This is a genomic window from Comamonas sp. (assembly GCF_036666375.1).
GTDB lineage: Bacteria > Pseudomonadota > Gammaproteobacteria > Burkholderiales > Burkholderiaceae_C > Comamonas.
The window spans coordinates 65,216-91,219 of sequence record NZ_JAVWWA010000001.1; the positions used below are offsets into that span (position 1 = coordinate 65,216).

Consider the following 26,004-nt stretch of genomic DNA (forward strand, 5'->3'; position numbering starts at 1 on the left):
GGGAGCGGTGTTGTCCAAATTTCCCCCAAACCGCAATGACTGAATACGTCACCGCTCCCATTCTGAAGTCCTGGCTGCATGACGGCCGGGAGATCGCGCTGCTTGACGTGCGCGAACACGGCCAGTACGGCGAGGCCCATCTGTTCTATGCCACGCCGCTGCCCCTGAGCCGGCTCGAAGTCGATGCGCCGCGCCTGGTGCCGCGCCAGGGCGTGCGCACGGTGGTCTATGACAGCGGCGAAGCCGAGGGCGTGGCCGAGCGTGCCGCGGCGCGTCTGGCGGCGCTGGGCTACAGCCAAGTGGCCGTGCTCGACGGCGGAACACGCGCCTGGACCGCGGCCGGCCACCGGCTGTTTGCGGGCGTCAATCTGCCGTCCAAGACCTTCGGCGAGCTGGTCGAGCATGCCTATGGCACGCCGCGCATCACGGCGCAGCAGCTCGCTGCCATGCAGGCCGCGGGCGAGCCGCTGGTGGTGCTCGACGGCCGGCCTGTGAGCGAGTTCCACAAGATGAACATTCCCGGCGCGCTGTGCTGCCCGAACGGCGAACTCGCCTACCGCATTCGCAGCCTGGTGCCCGACGCGCAAACGCCCATCGTCATCAACTGCGCGGGCCGCACGCGCTCCATCATGGGCGCGCAGACGCTGATCAATCTGGGCCTGCCCAACCCGGTGTTCGCGCTGGAAAACGGCACGCAGGGCTGGTATCTCGCGGATTACACGCTGGAGCATGGCGGCGCGCGCCGCTATGGCGCCGATTCCGGCGACACGGCGCTGCGGGCCGCGGCACGCCAGCTCGCCGAACGCTTCGAGGTGCCCCAGGTGGATGCGGCCACGGTGCAGGCCTGGGCCGCCGATGGCGAGCGCAGCCTGTTCCTGTGCGACGTGCGCACGCCCGAGGAGTTCGAGGCCGGCTCGCTGCCCGGCGCGCAGCACACGCCCGGCGGCCAGCTGATGCAGGCGGGCGACCAGTACGTGGGTGTGCGCGGCGCGCGGCTGGTGCTGTTCGACAGCGATGGCGTGCGCGCTCCCGTCGTGGCCAGCTGGCTGCGGCAGATGGGGCATGACGCCAGTGTTCTGCAGCACGGACTGCACAGCGGGCTGGCGCTGGCGCCGCGCGCCGCGCCGCAGCCGCCCGCATTGCCCGAGATCGGCGCCCGGGAACTCGCGCAGCGCCTGGAGCAGGGCGAAGTCGCGCTGGTCGACCTGCGCCCCAGCATGGCCTACCGCGCCGGCCATGTGCGCGGCGCGCAGTGGTCCATACGCCCGCATCTGGCGCGCGATCTGCGCGCCGAGACCCGCCCCGTGGTGCTGATCGCCGACGAGCCGGCGCTGGCGCAATGGGCAGCGCTGGAACTGCCGCGCCCGCCCGCGCTGCTGCAAGGCGGCATGGCGGCCTGGAAGCAGGCCGGACTGCCGCTGCAAGCCACGCCCGACCAGCCCATGGATGCGCAATGCATCGACTATCTGTTCTTCGTGCACGACCGGCACGACGGCAACAAGGAAGCTGCGCGGCAGTACCTGGCCTGGGAAACCGGCCTGCTGCCCCAGCTCGACGCGCTCGAGCGTTCCGCCTTCAAGCTGCCCCAGACAGCGGCGGAACACGCTTAAACCCACCATCACCAGGAGACAAGACCATGAACCCCACCGCATCCCTGAAAAGAGTGCTGGCTGCCACCTTCGTAGGGCTGGCTGCGCTGGCCGCGCTGGCGCCGGCCGCGGCCGAGCCGCTGGCCAAGCGCAACGGCTTTCCCGACCAGCCCATACGCTTCATTTCGCCTTTCCCTCCGGGCGGCGGCAATGACGCCAGCACGCGCTGGGTGACCGCGCGCCTGACCGACGCCACGGGCCAGCCATCGGTGGTGGAGAACCGCGGCGGGGCCGGCGGCAACATCGGCGCGCGCGCGGTGGCCGAGGCCAAGCCCGATGGCTATACCTTGCTCACGGGCCAGGTGTCGCTGCTGGCGGTCAATCCTTCGCTGTACAAGTCGCCGGGCTTCGATCCGCTCAAGAGCTTTGTGCCTATCACGCAGATCAATGCCGCGCCGATTGCCATCGTGGTCGCGGCGACTTCGCCGATCAAGAGCTTTGCCGACCTGGCCGCGCGCACCAAGAGCGATCCGGGCAAGATCACCTTCGCCACGCCCGGCAACGGAACGCTGTCGCATCTGGTGGGCGTGGTGCTGGCCAAGGAAAACGGCGTCTCCATGACCCATGTGCCCTACAAGGGCGCGGGCCCGGCACTCAATGATCTGCTGGGCCAGCAGGTCGATGTGATGATCACCTCGACATCGTCGGTGGGCAGCATGATCCAGGCGGGGCAGATCCGCGCGCTGGCCGTGACCAGTCCGCGGCGCATAGGCGTGTTCGCCAAGGTGCCTACGCTGGAGGAAATGGGCTTGCGCGACACCCACTTCGAGGACTGGTATGGATTTTTCGCGCCGGCCGGCACTTCGCCCGAACGCGTGGCCTACCTGAATGAGACCATCGTGCGCACGCTGCGCACTCCCGAAGTCACGCGCATGATTGTGGAAGGCGGCAGCGAAGTCGTGGCCAGCACGCCCGAAGCGTTCGCGGCGCAGCTGCGCCAGGATGTGGAGCGCTGGAGCAAGCTCGTCAAACTGTCCGGCGCCAAAGTGGATTGAAGTGGATTGACCTGCAACGCGGCCCGCCCGGCCGGCGCGCGGCGCGCGCCGGGCACGGCTGCATTTTTTCACGCACACCATGACGACCGACAGCAACTCTTTTCCGGACCCAGGACTGCGCACCCGGCTGCTCAGAGCCGGCAGAAACCCGGCCTACACGGGCGGCAGCGCGGTCAATCCGCCGCTGGTCCGTGCCAGCACCGTGACGTTCGACAACACGCAGCACCAGCGCGAGATGCGCGCGGCGCGCGGCCATGACCGGGTCTTCAGCTACGGTGCACGCGGCACGCCCACCACGTTCGCGCTGGAAGACGCGGTCAGCGAGCTTGAAGGCGCCTATCGCACGCGGCTGCTGCCCACCGGGCTGGCGGCCATAGGCATGACGCTGCTGAGCTACCTCCAGCCCGGCGACCATGTGCTGCTGACCGACAGCGCCTACCAGCCCGTACGCCATCTGTCGCAGCAGTTCCTGCAGCCCTATGGCATCGAGTACAGCTTCTTTGCCGCGGACGGCAGCGATCTGCAGGCCAAACTGCGGCCCAACACCCGCATGGTGTATGCCGAGTGCCCGGGCTCGCTGGTCTATGAGATGTGCGATCTGCCGGCGCTGGCCGCCGTGGCCCATGCGCATGGCGCGCTGGTCGTGGCGGACAACACCTGGGGCTCGGGCTGCCAGTACCGGCCGCTGGCGCTGGGCGCCGACGTGTCGGTCATGGCCGCGACCAAATACCTGTCGGGCCATTCCGATGTGATGATGGGCACGGTGGCGACGACGCGCGCAGCCTGGGAGGCACTGGCCGCGCGCTGCGATGCCTTCGGCATGACCGTCAGCCCCGACGACGCCTGGCTGGTGCTGCGCGGCATGCGTTCGCTGGCCGCGCGCCTGCAGATGCATGAGGCGCATGCGCTGCAGGTCGCGCACTGGCTGCAGTCGCAGGCCGCGGTGCGCACGGTGTTCTGCCCGGCCCTGGCTTCGCATCCCGGCCATGCGCTGTGGCTGCGCGACTGCCAGGGAACGAATGGCCTGCTGTCGATCGAACTGCTGCCCGGCACCTCGAGCGCGGCGGTGGACCGCTTCATCGACGGCCTGCAGCTGTTCGGGTTGGGCGCGTCCTGGGGCGGCTATGAAAGCCTGGTGACCGCGGCCCACATGGACCAGGCGCGCAGCGTCACGGACTGGAGCGCGCGCGGCCCGGTGGTGCGCCTGCACATTGGCCTGGAAGACCCTAGCGACCTGATCGCCGATCTGACCCAGGCGTTAGAGAACCTGCGGCCAGTCGAAAGCTGAGGGCGGCGCGCCGCGCCTTTCAGCCCAGCGTCTGCAGGAACTGCTCGAGCGCCGCGGCCACGGCCAGCAGCTCGCGGTCGGCGTTGCGCTTGCCCACCAGCATCCAGCCCACGGGCATTTCGCCACACTGGCGCGGCAGCGGCAGCGAGACCGCGGGCAGGTCGTAGAAGTTGAACACCGAAGGGTTGCGCAGCACCAGCATGTTGGTGCGGTGGAACAGGTCTTCGTCGTCCAGGCTGGCTATCGTCGGCGCGATCACCGGCACCGTGGGCAGCAGCAGGATGTCGAGATCGGCGATCGCGGCATCGAGCTGGGGCTGCAGCCGCGCGCGCGCCTGCTGCACGCCGACGTAGTGCGCGGCCGCAATGGTTTCGCCGCGGCGCAACCGCGACAGCACCAGCGCATCGAGTTCGCTTTCGCGGCCCGCGGCGAGCAGCGCGCCATGGATATGCGCGGCTTCGGCGGCAATCAGCGTGCCTTGTTCCTGCAGCCGGAACGGCGCGCCCAGCAGTTCGTCCAGCGCCAGATCGCTGACGCGCGCCCGGGTACTTTGCAACGCGGCGACGCCCGCCTCGAATGCGGCCAGCACCTGGGCATCGGTCTGGCTGAACAGCAGGCCGCGCGGCAGGCCCACGCGCAGTCCGGCGACGGCGCGCGCGGCCAGCGGCTGCGCTGCCTGGCCCGACAGCACGGCGTCGGCCTGGGCGCAGTCGCTCACGCTGCGCGCCAGCGGGCCCACGGTGTCCAGCGAGAACGACAGCGGGAACGCGCCTTCGCGGCTCACGCGCGCCTGCGTGGGCTTGAAGCCGGTCACGCCATTGAACGCCGCGGGAATGCGCACCGAGCCGCCGGTGTCCGAACCGATGGCGATCTCGCACATGCCGCGCGCCACGGCGACACCCGCGCCCGCGGAGGAGCCACCGGGAATGCGCGTCGCATCGCGCGCATTGCCCGGCGTGCCGTAGTGGGGATTGATGCCTATGCCCGAGAAAGCGAACTCGGTCATGTTGGTCTTGCCGATGATGACCGCGCCGGCGGCGCGCAGGCGCTGGACGATCACCGCGTCGCGGGCCGCGGGCGGCGCGTCGCGCAGCACCCGGGAGCCGGCCGTGGTCGCTTCGCCGGCAACATCGAACAAGTCCTTGATCGAGACGATGCGGCCATCGAGCGGGCCCAGCGTGATGCCGGCCGCGGCGCGCGCATCGGCGGCGGCGGCGGCGGCCAGCGCCGGCGCGTCATAGACCTGGGTGAAGATGCGGGCGCCTTCAGCGCCGGCATCGGCAATGGCGCGCAGCGCCTGTTGGGTGCGTTCTACGGAAGTCATGGAGCGCGACTTTAGCAGGCGGCCCGGGGCCGGACTCAGTCGGCGTGCGTGGCCGACACGCCCGCATGCGCCTGGTCGGCAAGCCAGTCGGCGAACTTGTCGCGCGCGCTGAAGGCCGGCGTGTCGCGCTTGCTGCAGAGAAAATAGCCGCGGCCGCACGACACATCGATGTCGAACGGCATCACCAGCTCGCCCTGCAGCAGCTCGCGCTCGACCAGGCAGCCGGGCACCACGGCCACGCCCATGCCGGCCTTGGCGGCGACGATCAGGTGCATGGTGAGATCGAAGCCCGGGCCCAGCGCGGGCTTGCAGGGCGCGCCGGCCTTGGTGAACCAGCGCTCCCAGTTGTCGGGAAAGTTGGTGTGGTGCAGCAGGGTCGCGCGCTGCAGGTCCTGCGGCGCGCGAAACTCCTTGCGCCAGCGCGGCGTGCACACCGGAATCAGTTCGCGGCCCAGCAGGTAGCGCGTTTGGATATGGTCGGGCCAGCGCCGGCGCGGGCGCTTGACTTCTATCCACAGATCGACGTCGTCGCGCGTGAAGTCCTCGTCGTGCTTGAACTGGCGCAGCTCCACGTTCACATCGGGGTGGCGCTCGTTGAACAGCGGCAGGCGCGGCATCAGCCACTGGATGGCCAGCGTGGGAATCACGCTCAGGCGCACGCGCTGGGGCTGGGCCAGCTGCCCCATGGTCTCGGCCGCCGATTCGAGGGCCAGCACATGGCGCTCGGTCAGCTTGCGCAGCTGCACGCCGCGCGGCGTCAGCGCCACACCCGCGGGCAGGCGCTCGAACAGCCGGCCGCCCGCGAGATGCTCTTCGAGGCGCTGCACGGCGCGGCTCACGGCCGCCTGGGTCACGCACAGCTCCTCGGCTGCGCGCCTAAAGCTGCCCTGGCGACAGACGGCCAGAAACGCATGCAGTTCGACCAGGGAAGGTGAGCGGATCTTCATGATGAGGGTGATTACATTATGTCATCGCGTCGGATGAAATTGTCGTTTGTCGGCGCCGGCCGGCGTTCGTAACATCGCGCCTTCTTCATCGAGGCAAACATGCACTTCAACAGACGCGAATTCGTAAGCCTGGCCGCGGCCGGAACCCTGGCACCGCTGGCGGCTGCGCATGCCCAGGCCGCATACCCTTCGAAGCCGATCACGCTGGTCGTGCCGTTCACGCCCGGCGGCTCGGTGGACAATTCGGGCCGGCTGATCGCCGACCGCCTGAGCCGCGAGCTGGGCGTTCCGGTGCTGGTCGACAACAAGGGCGGCGCCGGCGGCGCCATGGGCTCGGTCTACGTGGCCAAGGCCAAGCCCGACGGCTATACGCTGATCGTCACCTCGCAGAGCACGCATGTGGTCAACCCCGCCGTCAACCCCAATCTGCCGTATGACGCCGTCAAGGATTTCGCGCCGATCACGCTGATCGATCGCCTGGCCAATGTGCTGCTGGTCAACGCCGATCTGCCGGTGCGCACGTTTGCCGAACTCGTCAAGTACGCCCAGGCCAATCCGGCCAAGCTGAACTACGCGAGCGCCGGCACGGGCTCGGTCTCGCACCTGAGCATGGAGCTGATGAAGAACCAGGCCAAGCTGCCGATGACGCATATTCCCTACCGCGGCTCGGGCGTGGCGCTCAGTGATCTGCTGGCCGGCCAGGTGCAGCTCACCTGGAACAACCTGTCGTCGAACCTGGCCAACATCCGCAACGGCAAGCTGCGCGCACTGGCCGTGGCCGCGCCGCAGCGCGTGTCGCAGCTGCCCGACGTGCCCACGTTCGCCGAACTCAGGCTGCCCGATCTGAACCTGACCTCGTGGACCGGCCTGGCCGCGCCCGCGAACACGCCCGCGCCCATCATCGAGCGGCTGTACCGCGCCACGCGCAAGGTGCTGCAGGACCCGGCGACGCGCGCGACCTGGGTGGACAAGGGAATGATGGTGCCCGAAGACGTGTCGCCCCAGGCCTACCAGGCCGAGATCGTCGAACGCATCAAGTTCTACCAGCGCATCGCCAAGGCCAACAACATCGTTCTCGAATGACAGCCACCCTCGAGCGCTCAGGCGAGTACCCGCGCATCTACGACTTCCTGCCCTACGAGCAGGAGCTGGTGGCGATACGCCGCCATCTGCACCGCAACCCCGAGCTGGCGTTTGCCGAGCATGGCACTTCGGACTTCATCGCGGCCAGGCTGCAGGAGTGGGGCTACGAAGTCACGCGCGGCATTGGCGGCACCGGCCTGGTCGGCACGCTGCGCCTGGGCGAGGGCAAGCGCCGCCTCGGCATTCGCGCCGACATGGACGCGCTGCCCATCCAGGAAGCGACCGGCAGCGAGTACGCGAGCTGTGTTCCGGGCCGCATGCATGCCTGCGGCCATGACGGCCACATGACCATGCTGCTGGGCGCGGCCAAGTACCTGGCGCGCCACCGGCGTTTCAGCGGCAGCTTGCACCTGATCTTCCAGCCCGCGGAGGAGCGCGGCTTCGACAGCGGCGGCAAGGCCATGGTCGACGACGGCCTGTTCGAGCGCTTTGCCTGCGACGCCGTCTATGCGATGCACAACCACCCTGGCATGCCGCAGGGGCGCTTCATGCTGCGCAGCGGCGCTTTCATGGCCGCGGGCGACCGGGTGTTCGTGAAGATCGTCGGCACCGGTGGCCATGCGGCGCGGCCGCACCTTGCGGTCGATCCGCTGGTCGCGGCCTCGGCCATCGTCATGAGCCTGCAGACTGTGGTGGCGCGCAATGTCGATCCGGCCGAATCGGCCGTCGTGACCGTGGGCCGGCTGCGCGCCGGCGACGCGCTCAACGTGATTCCGGACCACGCCGAGATCGGCATCAGCGTGCGCTCGTTCTCGCCCGAAATGCGCGCGCTGCTCAAGCAGCGCATCTGCGCGCTGATCACGGGCGTGGCCGAGGCCCATGGCTGCAGCGCCGAGATCGACTATGTCGAAGGCTATCCCGTGGTCGTCAACGACGCCGACGCGGTGGCGCTGGCCGCCGAGGTGGCGACCGATCTGGTCGGCGCCGATGCGGTGGACCGCGAGTTTCCGCGCCTCATGGGCAGCGAGGACTTCGCCTATATGCTGCAGCGCTGCCCGGGCGCGCTGGTGCGCATAGGCAACGGCCCGGCCGAAGGCGGGCGCGGCCTGCACAACCCCAGGTACGACTTCAACGACGTCAACCTGCCTTATGGCGCCGCGTTCTGGAGCCAGCTCGCCGAGCGCTTTTTGCGCTGAGCGCAATGCACCGGCTGGTCGCCGGGACGATCACGCGCTGGTCCGGGTGCATGGCCACATAGCGTAAGATTCGCCCCGATCACAGGTGTTTCATGGCGTATTGCACGCCAGAAATGAAACGGGAAGCAGGTGCGTGGACCCTCCACAAACCCTGCACTGCACCCGCAACGGTAATCAGAGTATCTGCACACAGGCCATCGCCCACGCCGATGGCGGCCACTGCGCAAGCGGGAAGGCGTGTGCGGAATTCAGTCCGCTGGACTGAACTCTGTGAGTCCGGAGACCGGCCTGTTGTGAACAAGGCCGCAGCGGGAGTGCATGGGGCTTGGTGGACGGCTGCCTGTGCAGCCGCGCCTTGCATTTCTCACCCCTCTGCACGATTCATTCATCCGGCCCGGGACGCGGCCAGACTGACGATTGATTTTGCATGCAGCAAGCATCTGGCGATCTGCCCGCAAGGGCGGGGCGGTGCCCGAGGGGCTCCCTGGCCGCGCCGCTGCATGTCTGTCTTTTGGCGGCCGCGCCCTTGCCCCGATGACGCCGGACATCAAGGTCCAGGGCTGGTGCCCTACCGCCTGGCAGCCCATGCGCGCCCAGGACGGCTGGATGGTGCGCGTGCGCCCGCATTGCGCCGCGCTCAGCGCCGCGCAATGGCGCGTGCTTGCGGACCTGGCCCTGGCCCATGCCCACCCCCAGATCGAGTTGACGCGGCTGGGCAATGTGCAGCTGCGCGGCGTGGGCGAATCCGAACTGGAGACGGTGCGCGCCCGGCTGATTGCCGCGCGGCTGGTGCCCGAAGACGCCGACGCCGATCTCGCGCCGGCCGTGCATTGCACGCCGCTGTATGCCGCAGGTGACGCGACGCATGCACTGGCCCGGGCGCTGTCGCTGGCGGCGGTGCAGCGCCTGAGCCCGCAGGCGCTGGCGCGCCAGGGACTGGCCGCGCTGCCCGGCAAGTTCGGGCTGCTGGTCGACGACCCGGCGCGGCGCATGCAGGCCACGGGAGCGGACCTGCAGCTGTGGGTCAGCGCGGACCGGGGCTATGGGCTGGCGCTGGCAGATTCCACGCCCTGGTATTGCTTTGCGCAGGCCGAACAGGCCGTGGATGCCGCGGTCGAGATCGCGGCGTGGTTTGCCGCCGAACGCATGGCGCTGGCGCCCGCACCTACGCGTTTGCGCGCTCTGCTCGCGCACCGTACGCCGCCGCTGCCTGCATTGCAGATGGCGCCTTGGCGCGCGGCGGGCGCAGGTTTCTGCGCAGCGCTGGCACCTGGCCTGCATTCAGGCCATGGCCGCGTCATCGCCGCGCCGCTGGGCCGCATAGCCGCGGCGGAAATGTCGGAACTGGCGGCGCAGTTGCCTGCGGACGCCGAGATCCGCGTCACACCCTGGCGTTCGCTGCTGCTGCCCTGGGACGCGATGGCGCCTGCCGCGCCGCTCGATGCCGCGCATTGGATCACCCAGGCCGACGATGTGCGCCTGCGCGTCTCGGCCTGCACCGGCGCGCCGCGCTGCGCCCAGGGCCACGCGCCGGCGCAGACCCTGGCGCTGGCGCTGGCCGCCCAGGTGCCGCCAGAAACCCACCTTCATGTCAGCGGCTGCGCCAAGTGCTGCGCGCTGTCGGCGGATGCGACCGCCGTGATCGTCGCGCGCCTGGACGCTGGCGGTGCGCCGCGGCTGGACCTGGGCCGCGCCGACCAGCGCAGCGATTCGCGCACCCCGATTTCCTGGCCGGCGTCCACCGACGCGCCGGCAAACCTAAAAAAACTATTACATGACCTATACCTATGAGATGCGCGGTGACGAGATCTACCGCCAGTCGTTCAGCATCATTCGCCGCGAGGCCGATCTGGCGCGCTTCACGCCGCTGGAGGAGCGCGTGGCCTGCCGCATGATCCATGCCGCGGGCATGGTGGAGCTGGCCGCGCATATCCATTTCTCGCCCGATTTCGCCGCCGCCGCCGAGGCCGCGCTGCTGCGCGGCGCGCCCGTTCTGTGCGACGCGCGCATGGTCAGCGAAGGCATCACGCGCAAGCGCCTGCCGGCCGACAACGCCGTGATCTGCACGCTGCAGGACCCGCGCGTCGTGGGCCTGGCCGCCGAAATGGGCAATACGCGCAGCGCCGCGGCGCTCGAACTCTGGCGCGAGCATCTCGAAGGCGCCGTGGTCGCGATCGGCAATGCGCCCACGGCCTTGTTCCATCTGCTCAACATGCTCGAAGACCCGGGCTGTCCGCGGCCCGCGGCCATCATCGGCTGTCCGGTGGGCTTCGTGGGCGCGGCCGAGTCCAAGGACGCGCTGCGCGCCTGGGGCCGGATTCCGTTTGCCATCGTGCAGGGCCGCCTGGGCGGCTCGGCAATCACCGTTGCCGCCGTGAACGCGCTGGCCACGCCGGTCGAGTGAAGGGGCTGCCATGAACCGCGGAAAGATCGTCTGCGTCGGGCTGGGCCCGGGCGACCCCGAAATGATGAGTGTCAAGGCCGACCGCCTGCTGCGCAATGCGCGCCATGTGGCCTACTTCCGCAAGCGCGGCCATCCGGGCAAGGCGCGCCAGCTGGTCGACGGCATGCTGCACGCCGAAGTCACCGAGTACCCCATGGAGTACCCGCTGACCACCGAGATTCCGCACAACGACCCGCGCTATATCGCCCAACTGTCGGACTTCTATCTCGACTGGCAGTCGCGGCTGACGGAAATGACGCGCAGCGAGGACGTGATCGTGCTGTGCGAGGGCGATCCGTTCCTCTACGGCTCGTTCATGCACCTGTACGTGCGCCTGCGCCAGGCGGGCGAAGTGCCGGTCGAAGTGCTGGCCGGCATTCCGGGCATGGTCGGCTGCTGGCATGCGACCGGCATTCCCATCACCTGGGGCGACGATGTGCTCAGCGTGCTGCCCGGCACCTTGCCCGACGCGCCGCTGCGCGAACACATGGCGCGCTCGGACGCGCTGGTGATCATGAAGGTCGGCCGGCATCTGGGCCGCATACGCGCGCTGCTGACCGAGCAGGGCAAGCTGGACCAGGCCTGGCTGGTGATCAACGGCACCATGGCCGACCAGCAGGTCATGCGCCTGGCCGAAGCGCCCGAGCGCTGTCCGTATTTCTCCATCGTGATCGTGCACGGCCAGGGCCGGCGCCCGGCCAACGACATGTGAGGCACGCCAGATGAACCATTCTGCAGCCGCGCGCGCCAGCCTGCGCATCGTGGGCCTGGGCCCGGGCGACGACGCGCTCATCACCGACCAGGTGCGCGCCAGCATTGCCGCGGCCACCGATGCGTTTGGCTATTTTCCGTATGTCGAACGCCTGCAGGGCCTGGGCCATCTGCAGCTGCATGCCAGCGACAACCGCGAGGAACTCGAGCGCGCGCGCGCGGCGCTCGATCTCGCCGCCCAGGGCCGCCAGGTGCTGATGCTGTCTTCGGGCGATCCCGGCGTGTTTGCCATGGCCAGCGCCGTCTTTGAAGTGCTGGAAGGGGCGACGCCCGATCAGCAGCGGCGCTGGGCTGCGGTCGAAGTCGAAGTCCAGCCCGGCATCACGGCCATGCTGGCCGCGGCCGCACGCCTGGGCGCGCCGCTGGGCCATGATTTCTGCTGCATCAATCTTTCGGACAACCTCAAGCCGGCGGCGGTGATAGAGCGGCGCATTCGTCTGGCCGCGCAGGCGGATTTCGCCATGGCGTTCTACAACCCCTGCTCGAAATCACGGCCCGAAGGCTTCAGCCGCGCGCTGCAGGCGTTGAAAGATGAATGCGAGCCCGAGCGCCTGATCTGCTTTGCGCGCAACGTGAGCCGGCCCGACGAGACGCTCAAGGTGGTGGCGCTGGCCGCGGCCACGCCCGAGATGGCCGACATGCGCACCGTGGTGATTGTCGGCAACCGCCTGACGCGCCGGGTGGGACCGCATGTCTATACGCCGCGCAGCTACCACCATGCGTGAAGCGTCAACGCTGGCTGGTCAGCCACTGCATCGCCTGCTGCGGCATTTCGCAGCGCAGGCGTGCGGGCAGCAGGGGACGGTCCACCATGATGACCGGCAGGCCCCGTTCGCGTGCCGCCTCGATCTTGGCGTAGGTATCGGCGCCGCCGGCGTTCTTGCTGACGATGCAGTCGATGGCATGGCGCTGCAGCAGCGCGCGCTCGTCGTCGAGCGCAAACGGCCCGCGCGCGATCAGCAGTTCGCAGCTGGTCGCGGGCAGCGGCAAGGCTTCATCGGTCTGGTCGATCACGCGCAGCACGAAATGGTGGTCTGCCGCCCGGGGCGCGAATGCCGCCAGCTGCTTGCGGCCTATGGCCAGAAACACGCGTGGCATCTGCGGCGTCAGCGCCCGGGCTGCGGCGTCCATGTCGGGCACATGCAGCCACTGGTCGCCGGGCAGGGCCTGCCAGGCCGGGCGCTCCATGGCCAGCAGCGGAATCCCCAGCGCGGCGCAGGCATCGATGGCATTGCGGCTCATCTGCGCGGCAAACGGGTGGGTGGCGTCTATCACATGGCTGATGCGCTGCGCCTGCAGATACTGCACCAGGCCTTGGACGCCGCCAAAGCCGCCGACGCGTGTGGGCAGGGGGGGCGTGCGGCGCGTGCGCGTCACGCCCGCGTACGAGTAGGTCGCAGCCACGCCCGCGGCCTGCAGCTGCGTCGCGAGAACATGTGCATCCAACGTGCCGCCTAAGAGGAGAACCTGTGTCATGGCCAATCCCTGGCTTTCGATAATCGGTATTCACCCGTCGGGACTGGACGCCTTGAGCGCCGCGGCCCGCCGGGATCTGGATGATGCCAGCGTGGTGTTCGGCAGCCCGCGCCACCTGGAACTGGCCCAGGTCGGCGCGCGCGGCCAATTGTGGCCTGTGCCGTTCAGCGTCGCGCCCGTGCTGCGGCTGCGCGCGCAAACGCGCGTTGCCGTGCTGGTGTCGGGCGACCCTTTCCATTTCGGCGCGGGCGCGTCGCTGGCCAGGCATCTGCAGGTGGGCGAGTGGCGCAACCATCCGCAGCCGTCGACATTCTCCTGGATTGCGGGTGAGCTGGGCTGGTCGCAGGAGCAGATCCATTGCCTGGGCCTGCATGCGCGCAGCTTTGAACAGCTGACGCCGCTGCTGGCCGAGGGCCAGCGCTTCATCTGCCTGCTGCGCGACGGCGCCGCGGCGCAGGCCATCGCGGCCTGGCTGCAGCAGCACGGCTGGGGCGCGAGCCGCATGTGGCTGGTGTCGCAGGCCGGCAGCGAGGCCCAGCGTATCCGCGCGGGAACAGCCGGGGAACTTGCGCTGGGCCTGGTCGAGACGCCGGTGGCCGCGCCCGTGGCCGCGGCTTTCGAGGCCGGCGGCGGCAATGGTTTCGTGCAGGTGCCGGGCCGCAGCATCGATGCTTTCCTGCACGACGGCCAGATCACCAAGAGCCCGGTGCGCGCGCTGACGCTGGCGCTGCTTGCGCCGCGCACGGGCGAGTTGCTGTGGGATCTGGGCGCGGGCTCGGGTTCGGTGTCCGTCGAATGGTGCCTCGCGGGCGGCAAGGCGCTGTGCGTGGAGCAGCATGCCGAACGCGCGGCGCGCATCGCCCAGAACGCCGCGCGCTATGCGGTGGACCTGCAGGTGCTGCAGGGCGATTCGCTGGCGCTGCTGGACACCCTGGGACCTGCGCCGCAGGCGGTGTTTGTCGGCGGCGGCTTCGACCGCGCGCTGTTCGATGCGCTGCGCGCGCGGCTGAGCGCGCCCTGGCGCCTGGTGGTCAATGCCGTGGCGCTGGAAACCCAGGCGCTGCTGATGGACCTGCACCGCGTGCATGGCGGCCAGCTGCTGCAGCTGCAGTGGAGCGAAGCCCAGCCGCTGGGCCGCATGCAGTCGTGGAATGCGGCGCGGCCCGTGGTGCAGTGGGCCTGGAATCCATGACAGCGTGGTTTGCGGGCTGGGGTTTTCGCGCCGCGGCGCAGCAGGCCTCGTTTGCCGATTGCTGGGCCCAGGCCTGCGCGCTGCCGGCGCCGGGCCTATGCACCTTTGCGCTGCTTGAATCCAGGCGCCAGACGCCGGCCTGGGCGGCGTTCCATGCGTGGGCCGCCGGGGCCGTGCCGCATGCCGCATTGCAGGCCTGGCCAGAAAGCGCGATTGCGCGGATCGACACGCCGTCGCTGTCGCCGCGCCTCGTGCAGCGCTTTGCCACCGGCAGCGTCAGCGAAGCGCTGGCGCTGCATGCGGCGCGCAGCCAGGCCGGCTCGCCGGCGCCGCAGATCACGCTGGTGCTGCGGCGTGTCGTGTCCGCGGACCGGCAGGCCACGCTGGCCGTTGCACGACTCGACTGGCCTTCCCGAATTTTGGAAACAGGAGTTCCTTTGTGACCGTTCATTTCATAGGCGCCGGTCCCGGCGCCGCCGACCTCATCACCGTGCGCGGGCGCGATCTGCTGGCTGCCAGCCCGGTCTGCCTGTACGCGGGCTCGCTGGTGCCCGCCGAGCTGCTCGCGCATTGCCCGCCGGGCGCGCGCCTGGTCAACACCGCGCCGCTGTCACTGGAAGACATCGTTGCCGAAATGCGTGCCGCCCATGGCCAGGGCCAGGACGTGGCGCGCCTGCATTCCGGCGATCTGAGCATCTGGTCGGCCATGGGCGAGCAGCTGCGCTGCCTGCGCGAGCACGACATTCCCTATACGGTCACGCCCGGCGTGCCCTCGTTCAGCGCGGCGGCCGCGGCGCTCGAGGCCGAACTGACGCTGCCGGGATCGTGCCAGACGGTGGTGCTCACGCGCACCTCGGGCCGGGCCTCCAGCATGCCCAGCGGCGAGACGCTCGCGGCCTTCGCGGCCACGGGTGCGGTGCTGGCCATCCACCTGTCGGTGCACATGGCCGAGGAGGTGCAGCGCGAGCTGCTTGCGCACTACGGCGCCGACTGCCCGGCGGCCATCGTCTGGCGTGCATCCTGGCCCGACGAGCTGGTGGTGCGCACGCGCGTGGCCGAGCTTGCCGCGGCCGCCCAGGCAAATGCGCTGCAGCGCAGCGCCTTGATTCTCGTGGGCCGCACGCTGAGCCAGGAAGGCTTCGGCCTGAGCCGGCTCTACGCCAACGACTATGACCGGCGTTACCGTCCGCGCGGCGACGAGCCGCGCTTTCCCGCGGGACACGAGGGCGGCTGATGCTGGAACTGTTTCTGGTCGGCATAGGCACCGGCAACCCCGATCACCTCACGCGCGAAGCCGAAAACGCCATTCGCGGCGCCGATCTGGTGCTGCTGCCGCACAAGGAAGACAACAAGGCCGAGCTGGCGCAGGTGCGGCTGACGCTGCTGCAGCAGCTCGGCGTCGACGGCGGCAGGATTGCGCATTTCGACATGCCCCAGCGGCGCCAGACCGGCGACGATTACGACAACCAGGTCGATGAGTGGCATGACGCCATCGCGCGGCGCTGGCAGGCCAGCCTCGCGGCGCATCTGCCTTCGGGCGCGGGCCGCGTGGCGCTGCTGGTCTGGGGCGATCCGGCGCTCTACGACAGCACGCTGCGCATCGCGTCACGCCTGGGCCTGCGGTCCGAGCAGGTGAAGGTGGTGCCTGGCATCACCTCGATGCAGCTGCTGTGCAGCGCGCATGGCATTGCGCTCAACGAGATCGGCGCGCCGTTTCTGGTGACCACGGGCCGCCAGCTGCGCGACCATGGCTGGCCGCCTGGCGTCGACACGCTGGTCGTGATGCTCGACGGCCAGCGTTCCTATGAACAGGTGAGCGAGCCCGATGTCGAAATATGGTGGGGCGCCTATCTGGGCATGCCGCAGCAGCTGTTGATGCGCGGCCGGCTCGCACAGGTCGCGGCGCAGATCAGTGCCCGGCGCGCGCAGGCACGCCAGGCGCATGGCTGGATCATGGATATCTATCTGTTGCGCAGGCCGGGCAAGCGCAGCTGAAGGCCGCACCCACGGCGGGGTTCGAGACGCCATGGCTTCTTGACCCGCCGGTGCGTTCCGGGCGGACATGCATGGATAATTGTTTTTTGCGCCGATTGTTTTGCCCGGCCTTGCCATTTTCGTTTCGCCATGCCCCTCAGGAAACCTCATGTCTAAACGCCAGCGCGCCACCGAGCGCGACTTCGAAGTCATCACGCGGTTCTATGAGGTTGCAAGCTTTTGCGCACGCCAGACCACGGACCGGCCCGAGTGCCTCAAGCGCCTGCTGGAAGCCGCAAGTGAGCTGGTGGATGCCCATGCAGCGGCCTTGTACGTCTTCAGCCCGCCGTCCGAAGATCCCGAGTTCATGGCTTTCAATCTCGCCGCGCCTGCCGCTGCGCTGCTGAAGACGCCGCAGGCCGCGCATTGGGCCCAAGAGGTGGTGGCATCGCTGCACGATACGCATTTCCTCGCGCATGGCCTCGATGGCGCTGCGCCGCAGGGCGGCGAACAGGCCGCTGCGCTGCCCTGGCTGGGGCTGTCGCGCCAGGCCGGGTGGCAGACCGTGGTGGCCTTGCCGCTGCGCAATCGCGCCGGCGTGCTGCTGGGCATGCTGGCGATGTTCTACCCCTGCGAGCAGCCGCCCGGCGAGGTCGAATTCCGTCTGCTCAAGCTGCTTGCCCACCAGATGGGCGACTATCTGGAGCGGCATGCGATACAGCAGGCCGTGGCGCAGAGCGAGGAGCGTTTTCGCAGCTTTCTCGGTGCGACCTCGGATGTGGTCTACCGCATGGGTCCCGACTGGGCCGAAATGCGCCATCTCAAAGGCCAGGAATTCCTGCGCGACACCGAGGCGCCCACGGACCGCTGGCTCGATCTGTACATCCCGCGGGAAGACCAGGCCGTGGTCTCGCTGGCGGTGCGCGACGCGGTGCAGCGCAAGGGCGTGTTCGAACTCGAGCACCGCGTGATCCGTGTCGACGGCCGCTTGGGCTGGACGCATTCGCGCGCCGTTCCCGTGCTCGACGACAACGGCGAAGTGATCGAGTGGTTTGGCGCCGCCAGCGACATCAGCTCGCGCAAATGCGCGGAGCAGGCCTTGCGTGTGAGCCAGCAGCGCTACCACACGCTGTTCGATTCCATCGACGAAGGCTACTGCGTGATCCGCATGGAATTTGACGCCGACGGCAACGGCCGCGACTACACCTTCCTGGAAGTCAACCAGGCGTTCGAGCGGCACACGGGCATCAGCGACGCCGTCGGCCGCTCCATGCTGTCGATTGCGCCCGAGCATGAGCGCTGGTGGTTCGAGGTCTACGGCCATATCGCCAAGACCGGCGAGTCCCGGCGCTTCGAGCTGCCAGCCGAAGCGCTGCAGCGCCACTACGATGTCTATGCGTTTCGCATAGGAGCGCCCGAAGACTGCCAGGTGGCCGTACTGTTCAACGATGTCTCGCAGCGCAAGCGCCAGGAGGCGCAGTTGCGCGAAGTGGACCGGCGCAAGGACGAGTTCCTCGCAATTCTCGCGCATGAGCTGCGCAACCCGTTGGCGCCGGTGCGCAGCGGCCTGCAGGTGCTGCAGCTGTCGCAGGGCGACCCACAGACCGCGGCCCACCTTGTGCCGCTGCTGCAAAGGCAGGTGGACCACATGGTTCGCCTGGTCGACGATCTGCTCGAAGTCTCGCGCATCGCGGGCGGCAAGGTGGAGCTGCGGCCCGAAGCCGTGAACGTGAGCGATGCGCTGCGCAGCGCGCTCGAGACCAGCCGGCCGCAACTCGACGCCGGGCAGCACCATTTTTCGCTCGATCTCCCGGACGAGATCCTGACCGTGCATGCCGACCCGGTGCGGCTGTCGCAGATCATCGCCAATCTGCTGAACAACGCTGCCAAGTACACCGATCAGTGCGGGCGCATCGCGCTGCGCGCGCGGCGAGATGGCAGCGATGTGCTGATCGTCGTCGAAGACAACGGCCGGGGCATTGCGCAGGACATGCTGCCGCGCATTTTCGATTTGTTTGCCCAGTCGCCGCAGACGTCCAATCTGGCGCAAGGCGGCATCGGTGTGGGCCTGACGCTGGTGCGCAGCCTGGTGGAGATGCAGGGCGGCCAGGTGGACGCCCGCAGCGAAGGGCCCGGCCTGGGCAGCGTCTTCACGGTGCGGCTGCCGCTGCACGCCACGCCGGCCGCCGCCGCGCCCGATCCGGCTCCCGACGCGAGCTACGCGACCGAAGCGACCGATGGGATGGAGCGCAAACGCGTGCTCGTGGTCGACGACAACGTCGACGCGGCCGAAGGGCTGCGCATGCTGCTGGAACTGATGGGCATGGATGCGCGCGCCGCGTATGACGGCGCGGACGGCCTGGTCGCCACGGCGGAATTCGCGCCCCATCTGGTCTTCCTCGACATCGGCATGCCTGGCATGGACGGTTTTGAATTCGCGCGTCGCGTGCGCGCCGAGAACACGCCTTGCCCGACCCTCGTGGCCGTCAGCGGCTGGGGCCAGCAGGACGACCGCCGGCGCTCGCGCGAGGCGGGCATCGATGCCCACCTGGTCAAGCCCGTGGGGATGGACGAACTGCAGGAAGTGCTTTTGCGCCTGCAGTGAGTGCAGGCTGCCAAGTGCCAGGGGCCTGCCCGACGCAGCGGCCGCTGGCGGGCGGCGCAGGACCGGCTGGGCGGCCAAGCCGGCGCCTGCGCGCAGCCTGGGTGCAAAGGTCCAATAGGTTGTATGTGTTCCTGCGAGTCGAGTTTGAGAGCCCGGGAGTTGCCACGCCACCAGAACCCTCAAGAAACTCGGCCAGCTGAAGGGCACCTGCCAGCGGAGTCCAGGCGCCCGATGGCCGAAGGCGGTGCCGTGTCTGTCTGTAGGTGTAGCATGCGCAGCGCGTGCGTCCGGATATGCTCGGTCTCTGCCGGTGGGGGAGCTCTATCCTTGTTCAGGCCGTTTAGTTTGTTGCGCTTAGGAGTGCCAGGTCGCCGAGTGCGTGGCTGTGGGTGGCTTGCATCGCAGGTTTTTTCGCTTTTCTCATTCGGTTCATGTCTTTTCGCTTCACTGATTCACCTCCTGGCGAGTCTTCTCGCTCGCGTGCCAGAACATCGCTGGCCATCATCATCGGCATTTGCTTCTTTGTGTTCGCTACCGGTGTGTACTGGGCCACGCTTCTGGCCAGTCACAGATACATGCAGCGTTACACGCAGGAGCAGACGTGGCTGCGTGTCACCCAGATGTCCCATGCTATCTCCGCGCATGTCGGGGCCATGCTTTCGGGCCTGGACTATTCCCTGGGAGAGATGGCCCGCGATTTTGAGTCTGGCGATCCTCTGGCGTTCGAACGCGCCGTGGCCAGCGTTCAAGGGGCGTACCCACCCGGAACCATCGTGCAGGTGTCCGTGGTGGACGCGCAGGGACATGTGGTGTATTCCAGCCTGGAAGACTCGGCACGCTCCACTTCGCCGATCTCGGTCGTCGACCGCGAGCATTTCCAGGCGCATCTCAAAGGCTTGACGCAGGGCACCTTCATCGGGCGTCCCGTGCAGGGGCGCGTTTCCCGGCAGTGGAGCATTCAACTCAGTCGCGCCCTGCAACGCCAGGGCCAATTCGCGGGCGTGCTGGTGCTGTCGCTGTCTCCGGAGTATCTGTCCCGGCAGTTGCAGGCCATCTTTGATCACCCGCGCGACGTGATCTTGCTGCTGCGCGAGGATGGAACCTATCTGGCGCGCTCTCAACAGCAAGACCGGGTGCTGGGGAGCGGGCTGCCCGCCGCGCGGATGGAGCTGTTTGCCCCCGATCTCCCGGGAGGCCACTACGAAGCGCTGTCCGAGGTTGACGGCATACAGCGCCTGTACGCTTGGACCCGGGTGGGCGGCTTTCCCGTCATGGTGAGCGCCGGGCTGGATCGTCAAGCCGCCTTCGGTCCGTTGAATGACACCATAAGTCAAAGCCTTTGGCGCAATGGCGCAGGCACCTTGCTGATCTTCGCCGGCGGCTTGCTGACCGCATGGCTGGCACTTCAGCGCTGGCGCCAGGAGGATCAGCGCATACAAGCCGAGCAGAGGTTCATGCACCTGTCGCAGGAGGTGCCCGGAGGTCTGTTCCAGTATCGCGTGGACTCCGCAGGAGGGCATGTCCTGCCGTTCACCAATCCCGGTTTCTACGCCATGCACTGCATTGATGGCCCGGGTGCGCGCGAAAAGCTGGCGCGCTTGGCGCAGCGCATCCACAAGGAGGATCTGCGTGCGCTGCGGGAGTCTATCGACGCAGCGGTGCGCGGCCGAAGCGCCTGGGCGCACAAGTACCGTGTCAAATGTCCCGATGGCGCCACGCATTGGCTGCAGGGCCATGCCAGGCCGCAACTGTTCAAGGACGGCTCGGTGCTGTGGCATGGCTATATCCTGGATGTCACGCAGGACGAGATTCTGCGCGAAGCGCTGCGCCGCGGCGAGGAGCGGCTGCGGCTGACCATTGGCGCGGCGCGCGATGGACTGTGGCAATGGGATTGCATTCAGGATGTGGTGCTCTGGGACGCGCGGTGCTACGAAATGCTGGGCATGCCAGATCAGTCCATGGGCGCATTCACGTTGGCCGATTTCTCGCAGTGCCTGCATCCGGCGGATCAGTCACGCGTGCAGTCGCTGCTCAAGCGGCACCTGGAGAATGGCGAGCCGTTCCGCGTGGAGATGCGCATGCGCCATGCCAATGGCACGTGGCGATGGATGGAGTCGCGCGGAGAGGTCACCCAGCGCGCGCAAGGTGGGCAGGCCTTGCGGGTGATGGGAATGCATTCCGATATCCATGAACGGGTGGAGCAGGCCTACATGGTGCGCGCGCTGCTTGAGCGCGGCACTGCCGTGGTACTGGTGGCCAGCCACAAAAGGGACATAGTCTATGCCAATGGCCGTGCCGCGAAAGTCTTTGGCATTCCGGCGGGCGCGCAGTCGCCGCTTTCCTCTTTCCGCGCGCTGCACGCATCGGGCGATAGCTTCGAGCGCTTTGCTGCGGTGTACGAATGCCTACAGCTTCAGGGAACCGTGCGCACTGAATGGGCGCTGCAGGTCGCAGGCGGGCGCCTGTGCTGGTTTGACATGCAGGCAACCCTGCTGGATCCCGAAGATGCCGACGGCAACGTGATCTGGACGCTGTTCGATATCGATGCGCGCCACCAGGCGGAAAAAGAACTTCAGCAGGCACAACAGCGCATGGAGGCCATCATTGAGCACTTCCCCTCGGGCATCCTGGTGACAGAGGGCAGTGGGCAGACGATAGTGGCCATCAACAAGATGCTGGTGGCGATGTTTGATCTTGCGCTGGGCGCATCTGATCTGGTTGGCAAGACGACGCAGGTGCTGCTGCCCCATCTGCCCGCCGCGATGGCGCAGGCCTTGGCGCAGGATGCGCAGGAGAACGCCAACGCGTGCGCCGCGGGCGAGGGACGGGTGATACATGCATTGCCCGATGGCCGGCACATACAGATTGAACAGCTGCCGCTGCGCACGCAGTGCGGCCTGCTCGGATGCTGCTGGGTTTTCCATGACGTCTCGGACTACAAACTGCGCGAGACGCAACTCGAGGCGCTGGCCTCCACGGACGCCCTGACGGGCGCCCGCAATCGCCGGGCGTTCATTGGCCGGATGGAGTCCGAACTGGAGCGTTTGCGGCTGGGGCTGGGCCGGCCATCGGCCCTGATCATGCTGGACATCGACCACTTCAAGCGTGTGAACGATACCTATGGCCATGCCGTCGGTGACGAAGTGCTCAAGCACCTGGTGATTGCGTTGTCCAAGGAACTGCGCAAGGACGATATGCTGGGACGCCTGGGGGGCGAGGAATTCGCCGTATTGCTCACCGATGTCGACCAACAAGCCGCGTTCCGGCGGGCGGAAACCCTGCGCGAGACGGTGGCGCATCTTGCCGTGGCCGTGCAAGGGCAGGAGCCGATTCGATTCACGGTGAGCCTGGGCGTGTGCCCCATGGGCGAGCGTGATTCGTCGGTCGAGCGCTGCCTCGAGCGGGCAGATGCGGCGATGTATTACTCAAAGCGTAACGGGCGCAATCGGACGACTTATTGGACACCGCAGACGCCAGTCGTGCTTGAGGCGAAATGAAAGATCGGGCGCCCTGCAATCCCGCACCCTTGCTCGGGTGAATTTTGTGATTGAGGGTCAATAGCGAATTACATTCACTTGTAAAGTTGGGGCAGAGCGAGGCTCCGGGGTTGTTGTCCCAATGCCTCCCGGAGCCGCTATGCTTGTCGCCTGGGTCAGCCGTTGTGCTGCTGACCGTGCATCGCCAAAGCTGCAAAGATTCCACTGCCGTGAACAAAGTCTTCATCAAAGTCCTGGCCGTGGTGTCGGTCGTGGCGGTACTGTACGCAGTGGCCGCTGTCGTGGCCACGTTCACGCAGCTGGCTGCCGCCGCCGACCGCATCCACCTGGGCGCGGGCCAGCCCGTTTTCTGGTCGCTGCTGGCAGTGTTCTGCGCTCTGGTGCTTTATCCGCTGGTACTGCTTTTGCGCCTGCCCAAGGCCATGCAGCCGCCGGTGGACGCATCTGCGCAGGAACACGCCGACTACGCCGATTGGCTCCAACGCCATCTGGCCCAGCATCCAGACAGCGCCGTCGCGGCGCTGGCTTCCGGCGGTGATGTTCCCGCCGCCTTGCTGGCACTGAGCGCACAGGCCGATGGCCTGATACGCGGCACGGCGAGCAATGTCTTTGTCAGCACCGCGCTGCTGCAGAACGGGCGTCTGGACGGACTGGTGGTGCTGGGCACGCAACTGCGCCTGATATGGCAGATCGGCGCGCTCTACAACCTGCGGCCCTCGCCGCGCCAGCTCTGGTATCTGTATTCGAATGTGGGCGGCGCGATGCTGGTGGCCGCGCACCTCGAAGAGCTCGATTTCGCCGAGCTCGCGGGCCCGCTGGTGAACTCGGTCGTGCCTTCGCTGGCGGCCGCGGTGCCCGGGCTGCAAGGCGTGGGCAACCTGCTGGCCAACAGCATTGCCAACGGCTCGGCCAACGCCTTTCTGACCCTGCGCGTGGGCCTGATCGCCAAGAGCTATTGCGCTCCGCTGGCCAGGCCCGAACGCGCCGCCGTGCGCCGCAGCGCGACCCTGGCCGCGCTGGCGCTGCTGGGCGCGATCACGCAGGAAAAGGGCGGCCAGATCGTGAAGTCGGTGTGGGCCGGCGCGGGCAGCGCGGTGGGCAAGGCCGCCGGCTCGGTGGTCGGCGGCGCGAAACGTGCCACGGCGGCCACGGGAGCGATGGTCACGGGCGCGGGGCGCAGCATTTCGCACGCGACGTCGGAAGTCATGGACTCGACGGCAGGGCTGTTCCAGCGCAAGGAGAAATCGAGGGTGGAAGAGGAGCCGGGCAAGAAGCTGCCGCGCTAGGCGCGGCCAGGGGTCAGGGCTGCAGAAGCCGTTGCCTGCATGGGCGCCTGCGCTGGCGTGGGCTGCTGGTGCACGCCAGCCGGCTGCTGACGCTGCGCGCGCCGGGCCTGCTTGTCCGCATACATGCGTTCGTCGGCGGCCTTGAGAGCCATCTGCGGGGAGCTGGCTGCGGGATCGACACTGACAATGCCGAAGCTCGCGCCCGCATAGTCGAAACTGCATTCGTCGAATGAGTAGCGTCCGATCAGCAGCGGCGCCAGTCTGTTGCGCATGGCCTTGATGGTGGCATCCGGATCTTGGGCTGCTGGCGGCGCCGCCAGGCCGATCACCACGAACTCATCGCCGCCGAGCCGGCCCAGCATGTCGCTGCTGCGCAGGCCTGTGGACAAGCACTGGCCCACCTCGACGAGGAACTGGTCGCCGACTTCATGCCCGTGGCTGTCGTTGATCGCCTTGAAGCCATCGAGATCGATGAAGGCCACCATGACCCATTGCTGCGTGCGTTGAGCGATGGCGAACAATCGCTGCAGTTGGGCCAGCACATGGCGCCGGTTCGGCAGGTTGGTCAAGGCGTCGTAGTTGGCCGCATGTTGCTCGTCCTTGCGGCGCGTGTGCATCTGCGTGATCATGTGGCTGCACAGAAAAATGAACGCCAGACCCACGGCTGCGACCAGTCCGGCGATCCACAGGTGCTGCGTGCGCATCGCAGCGAGATGGTCCAGCGGCGCGAGCGTCAGCAACTGATATTGCGTGTTGGAAAGCGCCTCGCTGCGCAGCAGATAGGGCTTGCCGTCGATCCACCACTGGCCGGCTTGTTCGGCACCAGCCATCGCTTGCGCGTCCAGCGGCCGGCCCAGTTCCTCATCGGAGTCCGGCGATGGGCGCGCGCCCGCAGACCGTGCGATATCGGGCGGCAGCAGCGTCGCCGCATTGCGCAGCATGAACGCCGCCGCCGAGGCCGTGGTCACGCGCCCCTGGCTGTCGACGATCAGCGCGATGTGGCGCCCCACGAGAAAGCGCGCCACTTCCGCGGCATCGAACTTCACCGTGACGTAGCCTTGCGGCACATTCTCGTCATTCTCGATGCGGCTGGCGACAAAGTAGGAGGGCGTCTTGTTCAGCTTGGCGATGCCGAACGAATGGCCGTTGCCGTCGCGCAGCGCGTCCATGAGATAGGGCCGCCCTGTGTAGATCATGCCCACGATGCTGTCTGAATCGGCCCAGTTGCTGGCCGTCACCGTGTCGTCCGACATGTTGTTCATGTAAATGCGCGCATAGCGCAGATCGCCGGACAGCGCATTCATGAAGTCGCCGACCTTGCGCACCAGCGGGTCCCGGATGAACTGCTGCGCGCGCTGTTGGCGCGTGAGATCGGCGGCACCGGGAGGATCGGTGCGGTAGCGCGCGGCCAGCTGTATCACCGACGCCTGGCGCGCCACCATATTGGTCACGCTGACCATTTCGGTGAACAGCCGGTCCATGATGCGCGCCGTGGTCCGGGCTTCGTATTCGGCGCTGACCGCCAGATCGTCCAGCTCCGCGGCGACGATGCGTTGCGACATCCACGACCCCAGACCGGCCACCGATGCCAGCCAGGCAAGGGCCAGCATGAGCATGCGTACGCGTGGTCGTCGGCGCTGCTGCGGCAATGCGTGGTTCACGGCCCCCTCCATACACGTTTGAAGGAATGGTAACCAATGCACCCGCAGGTCAAAAGTCAGGAAGTGTCATTGATGCGCAGTACGCGTCAGTGCCAAACCGATTCAGGACAGATCATCCCAAGCTGTACCAAGATCCTATGCACTAGAAGAAGAATGGCCCGCCAGGCCCGGGCAAAAGCTTGCGATCCGAGGAAGATAGCTTAGATTTCAGGACATTTATCAAAGAAGCCGCCCGTAATATTTGTCTTGATCCGTGCTTGAAGCTCAACTTCAAACTGAATGATTTTTGCAGGCGGCGTCTCGTGACACATGGATATATGAACATTTTTCGGATTAATCCGTACCACCTCATCCACCACTGGCGTAGCCAAGGTCGATCTGACATCTCCGGTGCGATATTCGGATGGAAAAATATAAACATTCGCTGTGTTGTGGAAGCCGTTGCAACCAGTAAGCAGCATGGCGGAAAGAAGCAGTTTTATTTTCAGCATGTAATTACTTGTCTATAGAGAATGCTCGGTGTAAATGTCTGTTGCTATGATTTTTCTTGAAGTCGGTAGATGTTGGATATAATTGCGCAATATTTCAGAGGGAAATAATTCACCGAGCATTCTGAT

The 26,004-nt window shown here is 67.4% G+C and carries 21 protein-coding genes and 1 riboswitch; of the genes, 16 read left to right on the forward strand and 5 right to left on the reverse strand.

Annotated elements, in window-relative coordinates:
- Positions 1-35 precede the first annotated feature (35 nt).
- The 3 genes from RR928_RS00330 to metC all read left to right on the forward strand — a co-directional run bounded on the left by RR928_RS00330 (position 36) and on the right by metC (position 3,932).
- On the forward strand, positions 36-1,610 hold the full coding sequence (locus tag RR928_RS00330; protein WP_332681147.1) for a rhodanese-like domain-containing protein: 1,575 nt from the start codon (positions 36-38) through the stop codon (positions 1,608-1,610).
- Positions 1,611-1,636: 26 nt separating this feature from the next.
- A complete protein-coding gene (locus RR928_RS00335; protein ID WP_332536842.1) occupies positions 1,637-2,644 on the forward strand; it encodes a Bug family tripartite tricarboxylate transporter substrate binding protein in 1,008 nt (335 codons plus the stop codon).
- Between the two features lie 79 nt (positions 2,645-2,723).
- The gene (metC, locus tag RR928_RS00340) at positions 2,724-3,932 is read left to right on the forward strand and encodes a cystathionine beta-lyase (RefSeq protein ID WP_332681149.1); all 1,209 of its coding nucleotides are present in this window, start codon (positions 2,724-2,726) and stop codon (positions 3,930-3,932) included.
- A 19-nt stretch (positions 3,933-3,951) separates the two neighbouring features.
- Here the strand turns inward: metC and RR928_RS00345 are convergent, their stop codons facing one another.
- The gene (locus tag RR928_RS00345) at positions 3,952-5,256 is read right to left on the reverse strand and encodes an amidase (protein ID WP_332681151.1); all 1,305 of its coding nucleotides are present in this window, start codon (positions 5,254-5,256) and stop codon (positions 3,952-3,954) included.
- A gap of 35 nt (positions 5,257-5,291) precedes the next feature.
- A complete protein-coding gene (locus RR928_RS00350; RefSeq protein WP_332536837.1) occupies positions 5,292-6,203 on the reverse strand; it encodes a LysR substrate-binding domain-containing protein in 912 nt (303 codons plus the stop codon).
- Between the two features lie 99 nt (positions 6,204-6,302).
- Between RR928_RS00350 and RR928_RS00355 the strand changes: the two genes are divergently transcribed.
- The 6 genes from RR928_RS00355 (at position 6,303) to cobJ (ending at position 12,421) form a co-directional block, all read left to right on the forward strand.
- Positions 6,303-7,286: a Bug family tripartite tricarboxylate transporter substrate binding protein gene (locus RR928_RS00355; RefSeq protein ID WP_332536835.1), complete on the forward strand. Its 984-nt coding sequence runs from the start codon at positions 6,303-6,305 to the stop codon at positions 7,284-7,286.
- Positions 7,283-8,482, forward strand: coding sequence for a M20 aminoacylase family protein (locus RR928_RS00360; RefSeq protein ID WP_332536833.1), 1,200 nt, complete (start codon positions 7,283-7,285; stop codon positions 8,480-8,482). The genes RR928_RS00355 and RR928_RS00360 overlap by 4 nt, the downstream gene beginning before the upstream one ends.
- Positions 8,483-8,548: 66 nt before the next feature.
- A riboswitch (cobalamin riboswitch) is annotated at positions 8,549-8,788 on the forward strand.
- Positions 8,789-9,016: 228 nt separating this feature from the next.
- Positions 9,017-10,273, forward strand: coding sequence for a nitrite reductase (locus RR928_RS00365; RefSeq protein ID WP_332536831.1), 1,257 nt, complete (start codon positions 9,017-9,019; stop codon positions 10,271-10,273).
- A complete protein-coding gene (locus tag RR928_RS00370; protein WP_332536829.1) occupies positions 10,257-10,886 on the forward strand; it encodes a precorrin-8X methylmutase in 630 nt (209 codons plus the stop codon). Before RR928_RS00365 ends, RR928_RS00370 begins: the two co-directional genes overlap by 17 nt.
- Positions 10,887-10,896: 10 nt before the next feature.
- A complete protein-coding gene (cobI, locus tag RR928_RS00375; RefSeq protein ID WP_332536827.1) occupies positions 10,897-11,637 on the forward strand; it encodes a precorrin-2 C(20)-methyltransferase in 741 nt (246 codons plus the stop codon).
- 10 nt (positions 11,638-11,647) lie between these two features.
- Entirely contained in the window at positions 11,648-12,421 is a 774-nt protein-coding gene (gene cobJ / locus RR928_RS00380) for a precorrin-3B C(17)-methyltransferase (protein WP_332536825.1), read from the forward strand.
- A gap of 4 nt (positions 12,422-12,425) precedes the next feature.
- Here the strand turns inward: cobJ and RR928_RS00385 are convergent, their stop codons facing one another.
- Positions 12,426-13,172, reverse strand: a complete 747-nt coding sequence (locus tag RR928_RS00385) for a cobalt-precorrin-6A reductase (RefSeq protein ID WP_332536823.1) — start codon at positions 13,170-13,172, stop codon at positions 12,426-12,428.
- On the opposite strand from RR928_RS00385, the gene cbiE reads away from it, so the two are divergent.
- The 7 genes from cbiE (at position 13,171) to RR928_RS00420 (ending at position 23,726) form a co-directional block, all read left to right on the forward strand.
- On the forward strand, positions 13,171-14,364 hold the full coding sequence (gene cbiE / locus RR928_RS00390; protein WP_332536820.1) for a precorrin-6y C5,15-methyltransferase (decarboxylating) subunit CbiE: 1,194 nt from the start codon (positions 13,171-13,173) through the stop codon (positions 14,362-14,364). The genes RR928_RS00385 and cbiE overlap by 2 nt on opposite strands.
- On the forward strand, positions 14,361-14,807 hold the full coding sequence (locus RR928_RS00395; protein WP_332681156.1) for a cobalamin biosynthesis protein: 447 nt from the start codon (positions 14,361-14,363) through the stop codon (positions 14,805-14,807). The genes cbiE and RR928_RS00395 overlap by 4 nt, the downstream gene beginning before the upstream one ends.
- Positions 14,804-15,598 carry a precorrin-4 C(11)-methyltransferase gene (gene cobM, locus RR928_RS00400; protein WP_332536817.1) on the forward strand — a complete coding sequence of 265 codons (795 nt, stop codon included), beginning with the start codon at positions 14,804-14,806 and terminating at the stop codon, positions 15,596-15,598. Before RR928_RS00395 ends, cobM begins: the two co-directional genes overlap by 4 nt.
- The gene (cobF, locus tag RR928_RS00405) at positions 15,598-16,359 is read left to right on the forward strand and encodes a precorrin-6A synthase (deacetylating) (RefSeq protein WP_332681159.1); all 762 of its coding nucleotides are present in this window, start codon (positions 15,598-15,600) and stop codon (positions 16,357-16,359) included. The genes cobM and cobF overlap by 1 nt, the downstream gene beginning before the upstream one ends.
- A gap of 148 nt (positions 16,360-16,507) precedes the next feature.
- A complete protein-coding gene (locus tag RR928_RS00410) occupies positions 16,508-18,943 on the forward strand; it encodes a hybrid sensor histidine kinase/response regulator (RefSeq protein ID WP_332536813.1) in 2,436 nt (811 codons plus the stop codon).
- Between the two features lie 431 nt (positions 18,944-19,374).
- Entirely contained in the window at positions 19,375-22,440 is a 3,066-nt protein-coding gene (locus RR928_RS00415; RefSeq protein WP_332681161.1) for a diguanylate cyclase, read from the forward strand.
- Positions 22,441-22,649: 209 nt separating this feature from the next.
- Entirely contained in the window at positions 22,650-23,726 is a 1,077-nt protein-coding gene (locus tag RR928_RS00420; protein ID WP_332536811.1) for a DUF697 domain-containing protein, read from the forward strand.
- On the opposite strand, the gene RR928_RS00425 is transcribed toward RR928_RS00420, so the two are convergent.
- Together RR928_RS00425 and RR928_RS00430 are read right to left on the reverse strand one after the other, a co-directional pair.
- Complete coding sequence (locus RR928_RS00425) at positions 23,723-25,399, reverse strand: sensor domain-containing diguanylate cyclase (protein WP_442881473.1); 1,677 nt, start codon at positions 25,397-25,399, stop codon at positions 23,723-23,725. The genes RR928_RS00420 and RR928_RS00425 overlap by 4 nt on opposite strands.
- A 188-nt stretch (positions 25,400-25,587) precedes the next feature.
- Positions 25,588-25,878, reverse strand: coding sequence for a hypothetical protein (locus tag RR928_RS00430; protein ID WP_332536809.1), 291 nt, complete (start codon positions 25,876-25,878; stop codon positions 25,588-25,590).
- Between the last annotated feature and the right edge of the window lie 126 nt (positions 25,879-26,004).

What these genes read in the sequence shown, in the direction of transcription:
- RR928_RS00330 (WP_332681147.1), top strand. Translation starts at nt 36, where the DNA reads ATGACTGAATACGTCACCGCTCCCATTCTGAAGTCCTGGCTGCATGAC.
- RR928_RS00335 (WP_332536842.1), top strand. Translation starts at nt 1,637, where the DNA reads ATGAACCCCACCGCATCCCTGAAAAGAGTGCTGGCTGCCACCTTCGTA.
- metC (WP_332681149.1), top strand. Translation starts at nt 2,724, where the DNA reads ATGACGACCGACAGCAACTCTTTTCCGGACCCAGGACTGCGCACCCGG.
- RR928_RS00345 (WP_332681151.1), bottom strand. Translation starts at nt 5,256, where the DNA reads ATGACTTCCGTAGAACGCACCCAACAGGCGCTGCGCGCCATTGCCGAT.
- RR928_RS00350 (WP_332536837.1), bottom strand. Translation starts at nt 6,203, where the DNA reads ATGAAGATCCGCTCACCTTCCCTGGTCGAACTGCATGCGTTTCTGGCC.
- RR928_RS00355 (WP_332536835.1), top strand. Translation starts at nt 6,303, where the DNA reads ATGCACTTCAACAGACGCGAATTCGTAAGCCTGGCCGCGGCCGGAACC.
- RR928_RS00360 (WP_332536833.1), top strand. Translation starts at nt 7,283, where the DNA reads ATGACAGCCACCCTCGAGCGCTCAGGCGAGTACCCGCGCATCTACGAC.
- RR928_RS00365 (WP_332536831.1), top strand. Translation starts at nt 9,017, where the DNA reads ATGACGCCGGACATCAAGGTCCAGGGCTGGTGCCCTACCGCCTGGCAG.
- RR928_RS00370 (WP_332536829.1), top strand. Translation starts at nt 10,257, where the DNA reads ATGACCTATACCTATGAGATGCGCGGTGACGAGATCTACCGCCAGTCG.
- cobI (WP_332536827.1), top strand. Translation starts at nt 10,897, where the DNA reads ATGAACCGCGGAAAGATCGTCTGCGTCGGGCTGGGCCCGGGCGACCCC.
- cobJ (WP_332536825.1), top strand. Translation starts at nt 11,648, where the DNA reads ATGAACCATTCTGCAGCCGCGCGCGCCAGCCTGCGCATCGTGGGCCTG.
- cbiE (WP_332536820.1), top strand. Translation starts at nt 13,171, where the DNA reads ATGGCCAATCCCTGGCTTTCGATAATCGGTATTCACCCGTCGGGACTG.
- RR928_RS00385 (WP_332536823.1), bottom strand. Translation starts at nt 13,172, where the DNA reads ATGACACAGGTTCTCCTCTTAGGCGGCACGTTGGATGCACATGTTCTC.
- RR928_RS00395 (WP_332681156.1), top strand. Translation starts at nt 14,361, where the DNA reads ATGACAGCGTGGTTTGCGGGCTGGGGTTTTCGCGCCGCGGCGCAGCAG.
- cobF (WP_332681159.1), top strand. Translation starts at nt 15,598, where the DNA reads ATGCTGGAACTGTTTCTGGTCGGCATAGGCACCGGCAACCCCGATCAC.
- RR928_RS00410 (WP_332536813.1), top strand. Translation starts at nt 16,508, where the DNA reads ATGTCTAAACGCCAGCGCGCCACCGAGCGCGACTTCGAAGTCATCACG.
- RR928_RS00415 (WP_332681161.1), top strand. Translation starts at nt 19,375, where the DNA reads ATGTCTTTTCGCTTCACTGATTCACCTCCTGGCGAGTCTTCTCGCTCG.
- RR928_RS00425 (WP_442881473.1), bottom strand. Translation starts at nt 25,399, where the DNA reads ATGGAGGGGGCCGTGAACCACGCATTGCCGCAGCAGCGCCGACGACCA.
- RR928_RS00430 (WP_332536809.1), bottom strand. Translation starts at nt 25,878, where the DNA reads ATGCTGAAAATAAAACTGCTTCTTTCCGCCATGCTGCTTACTGGTTGC.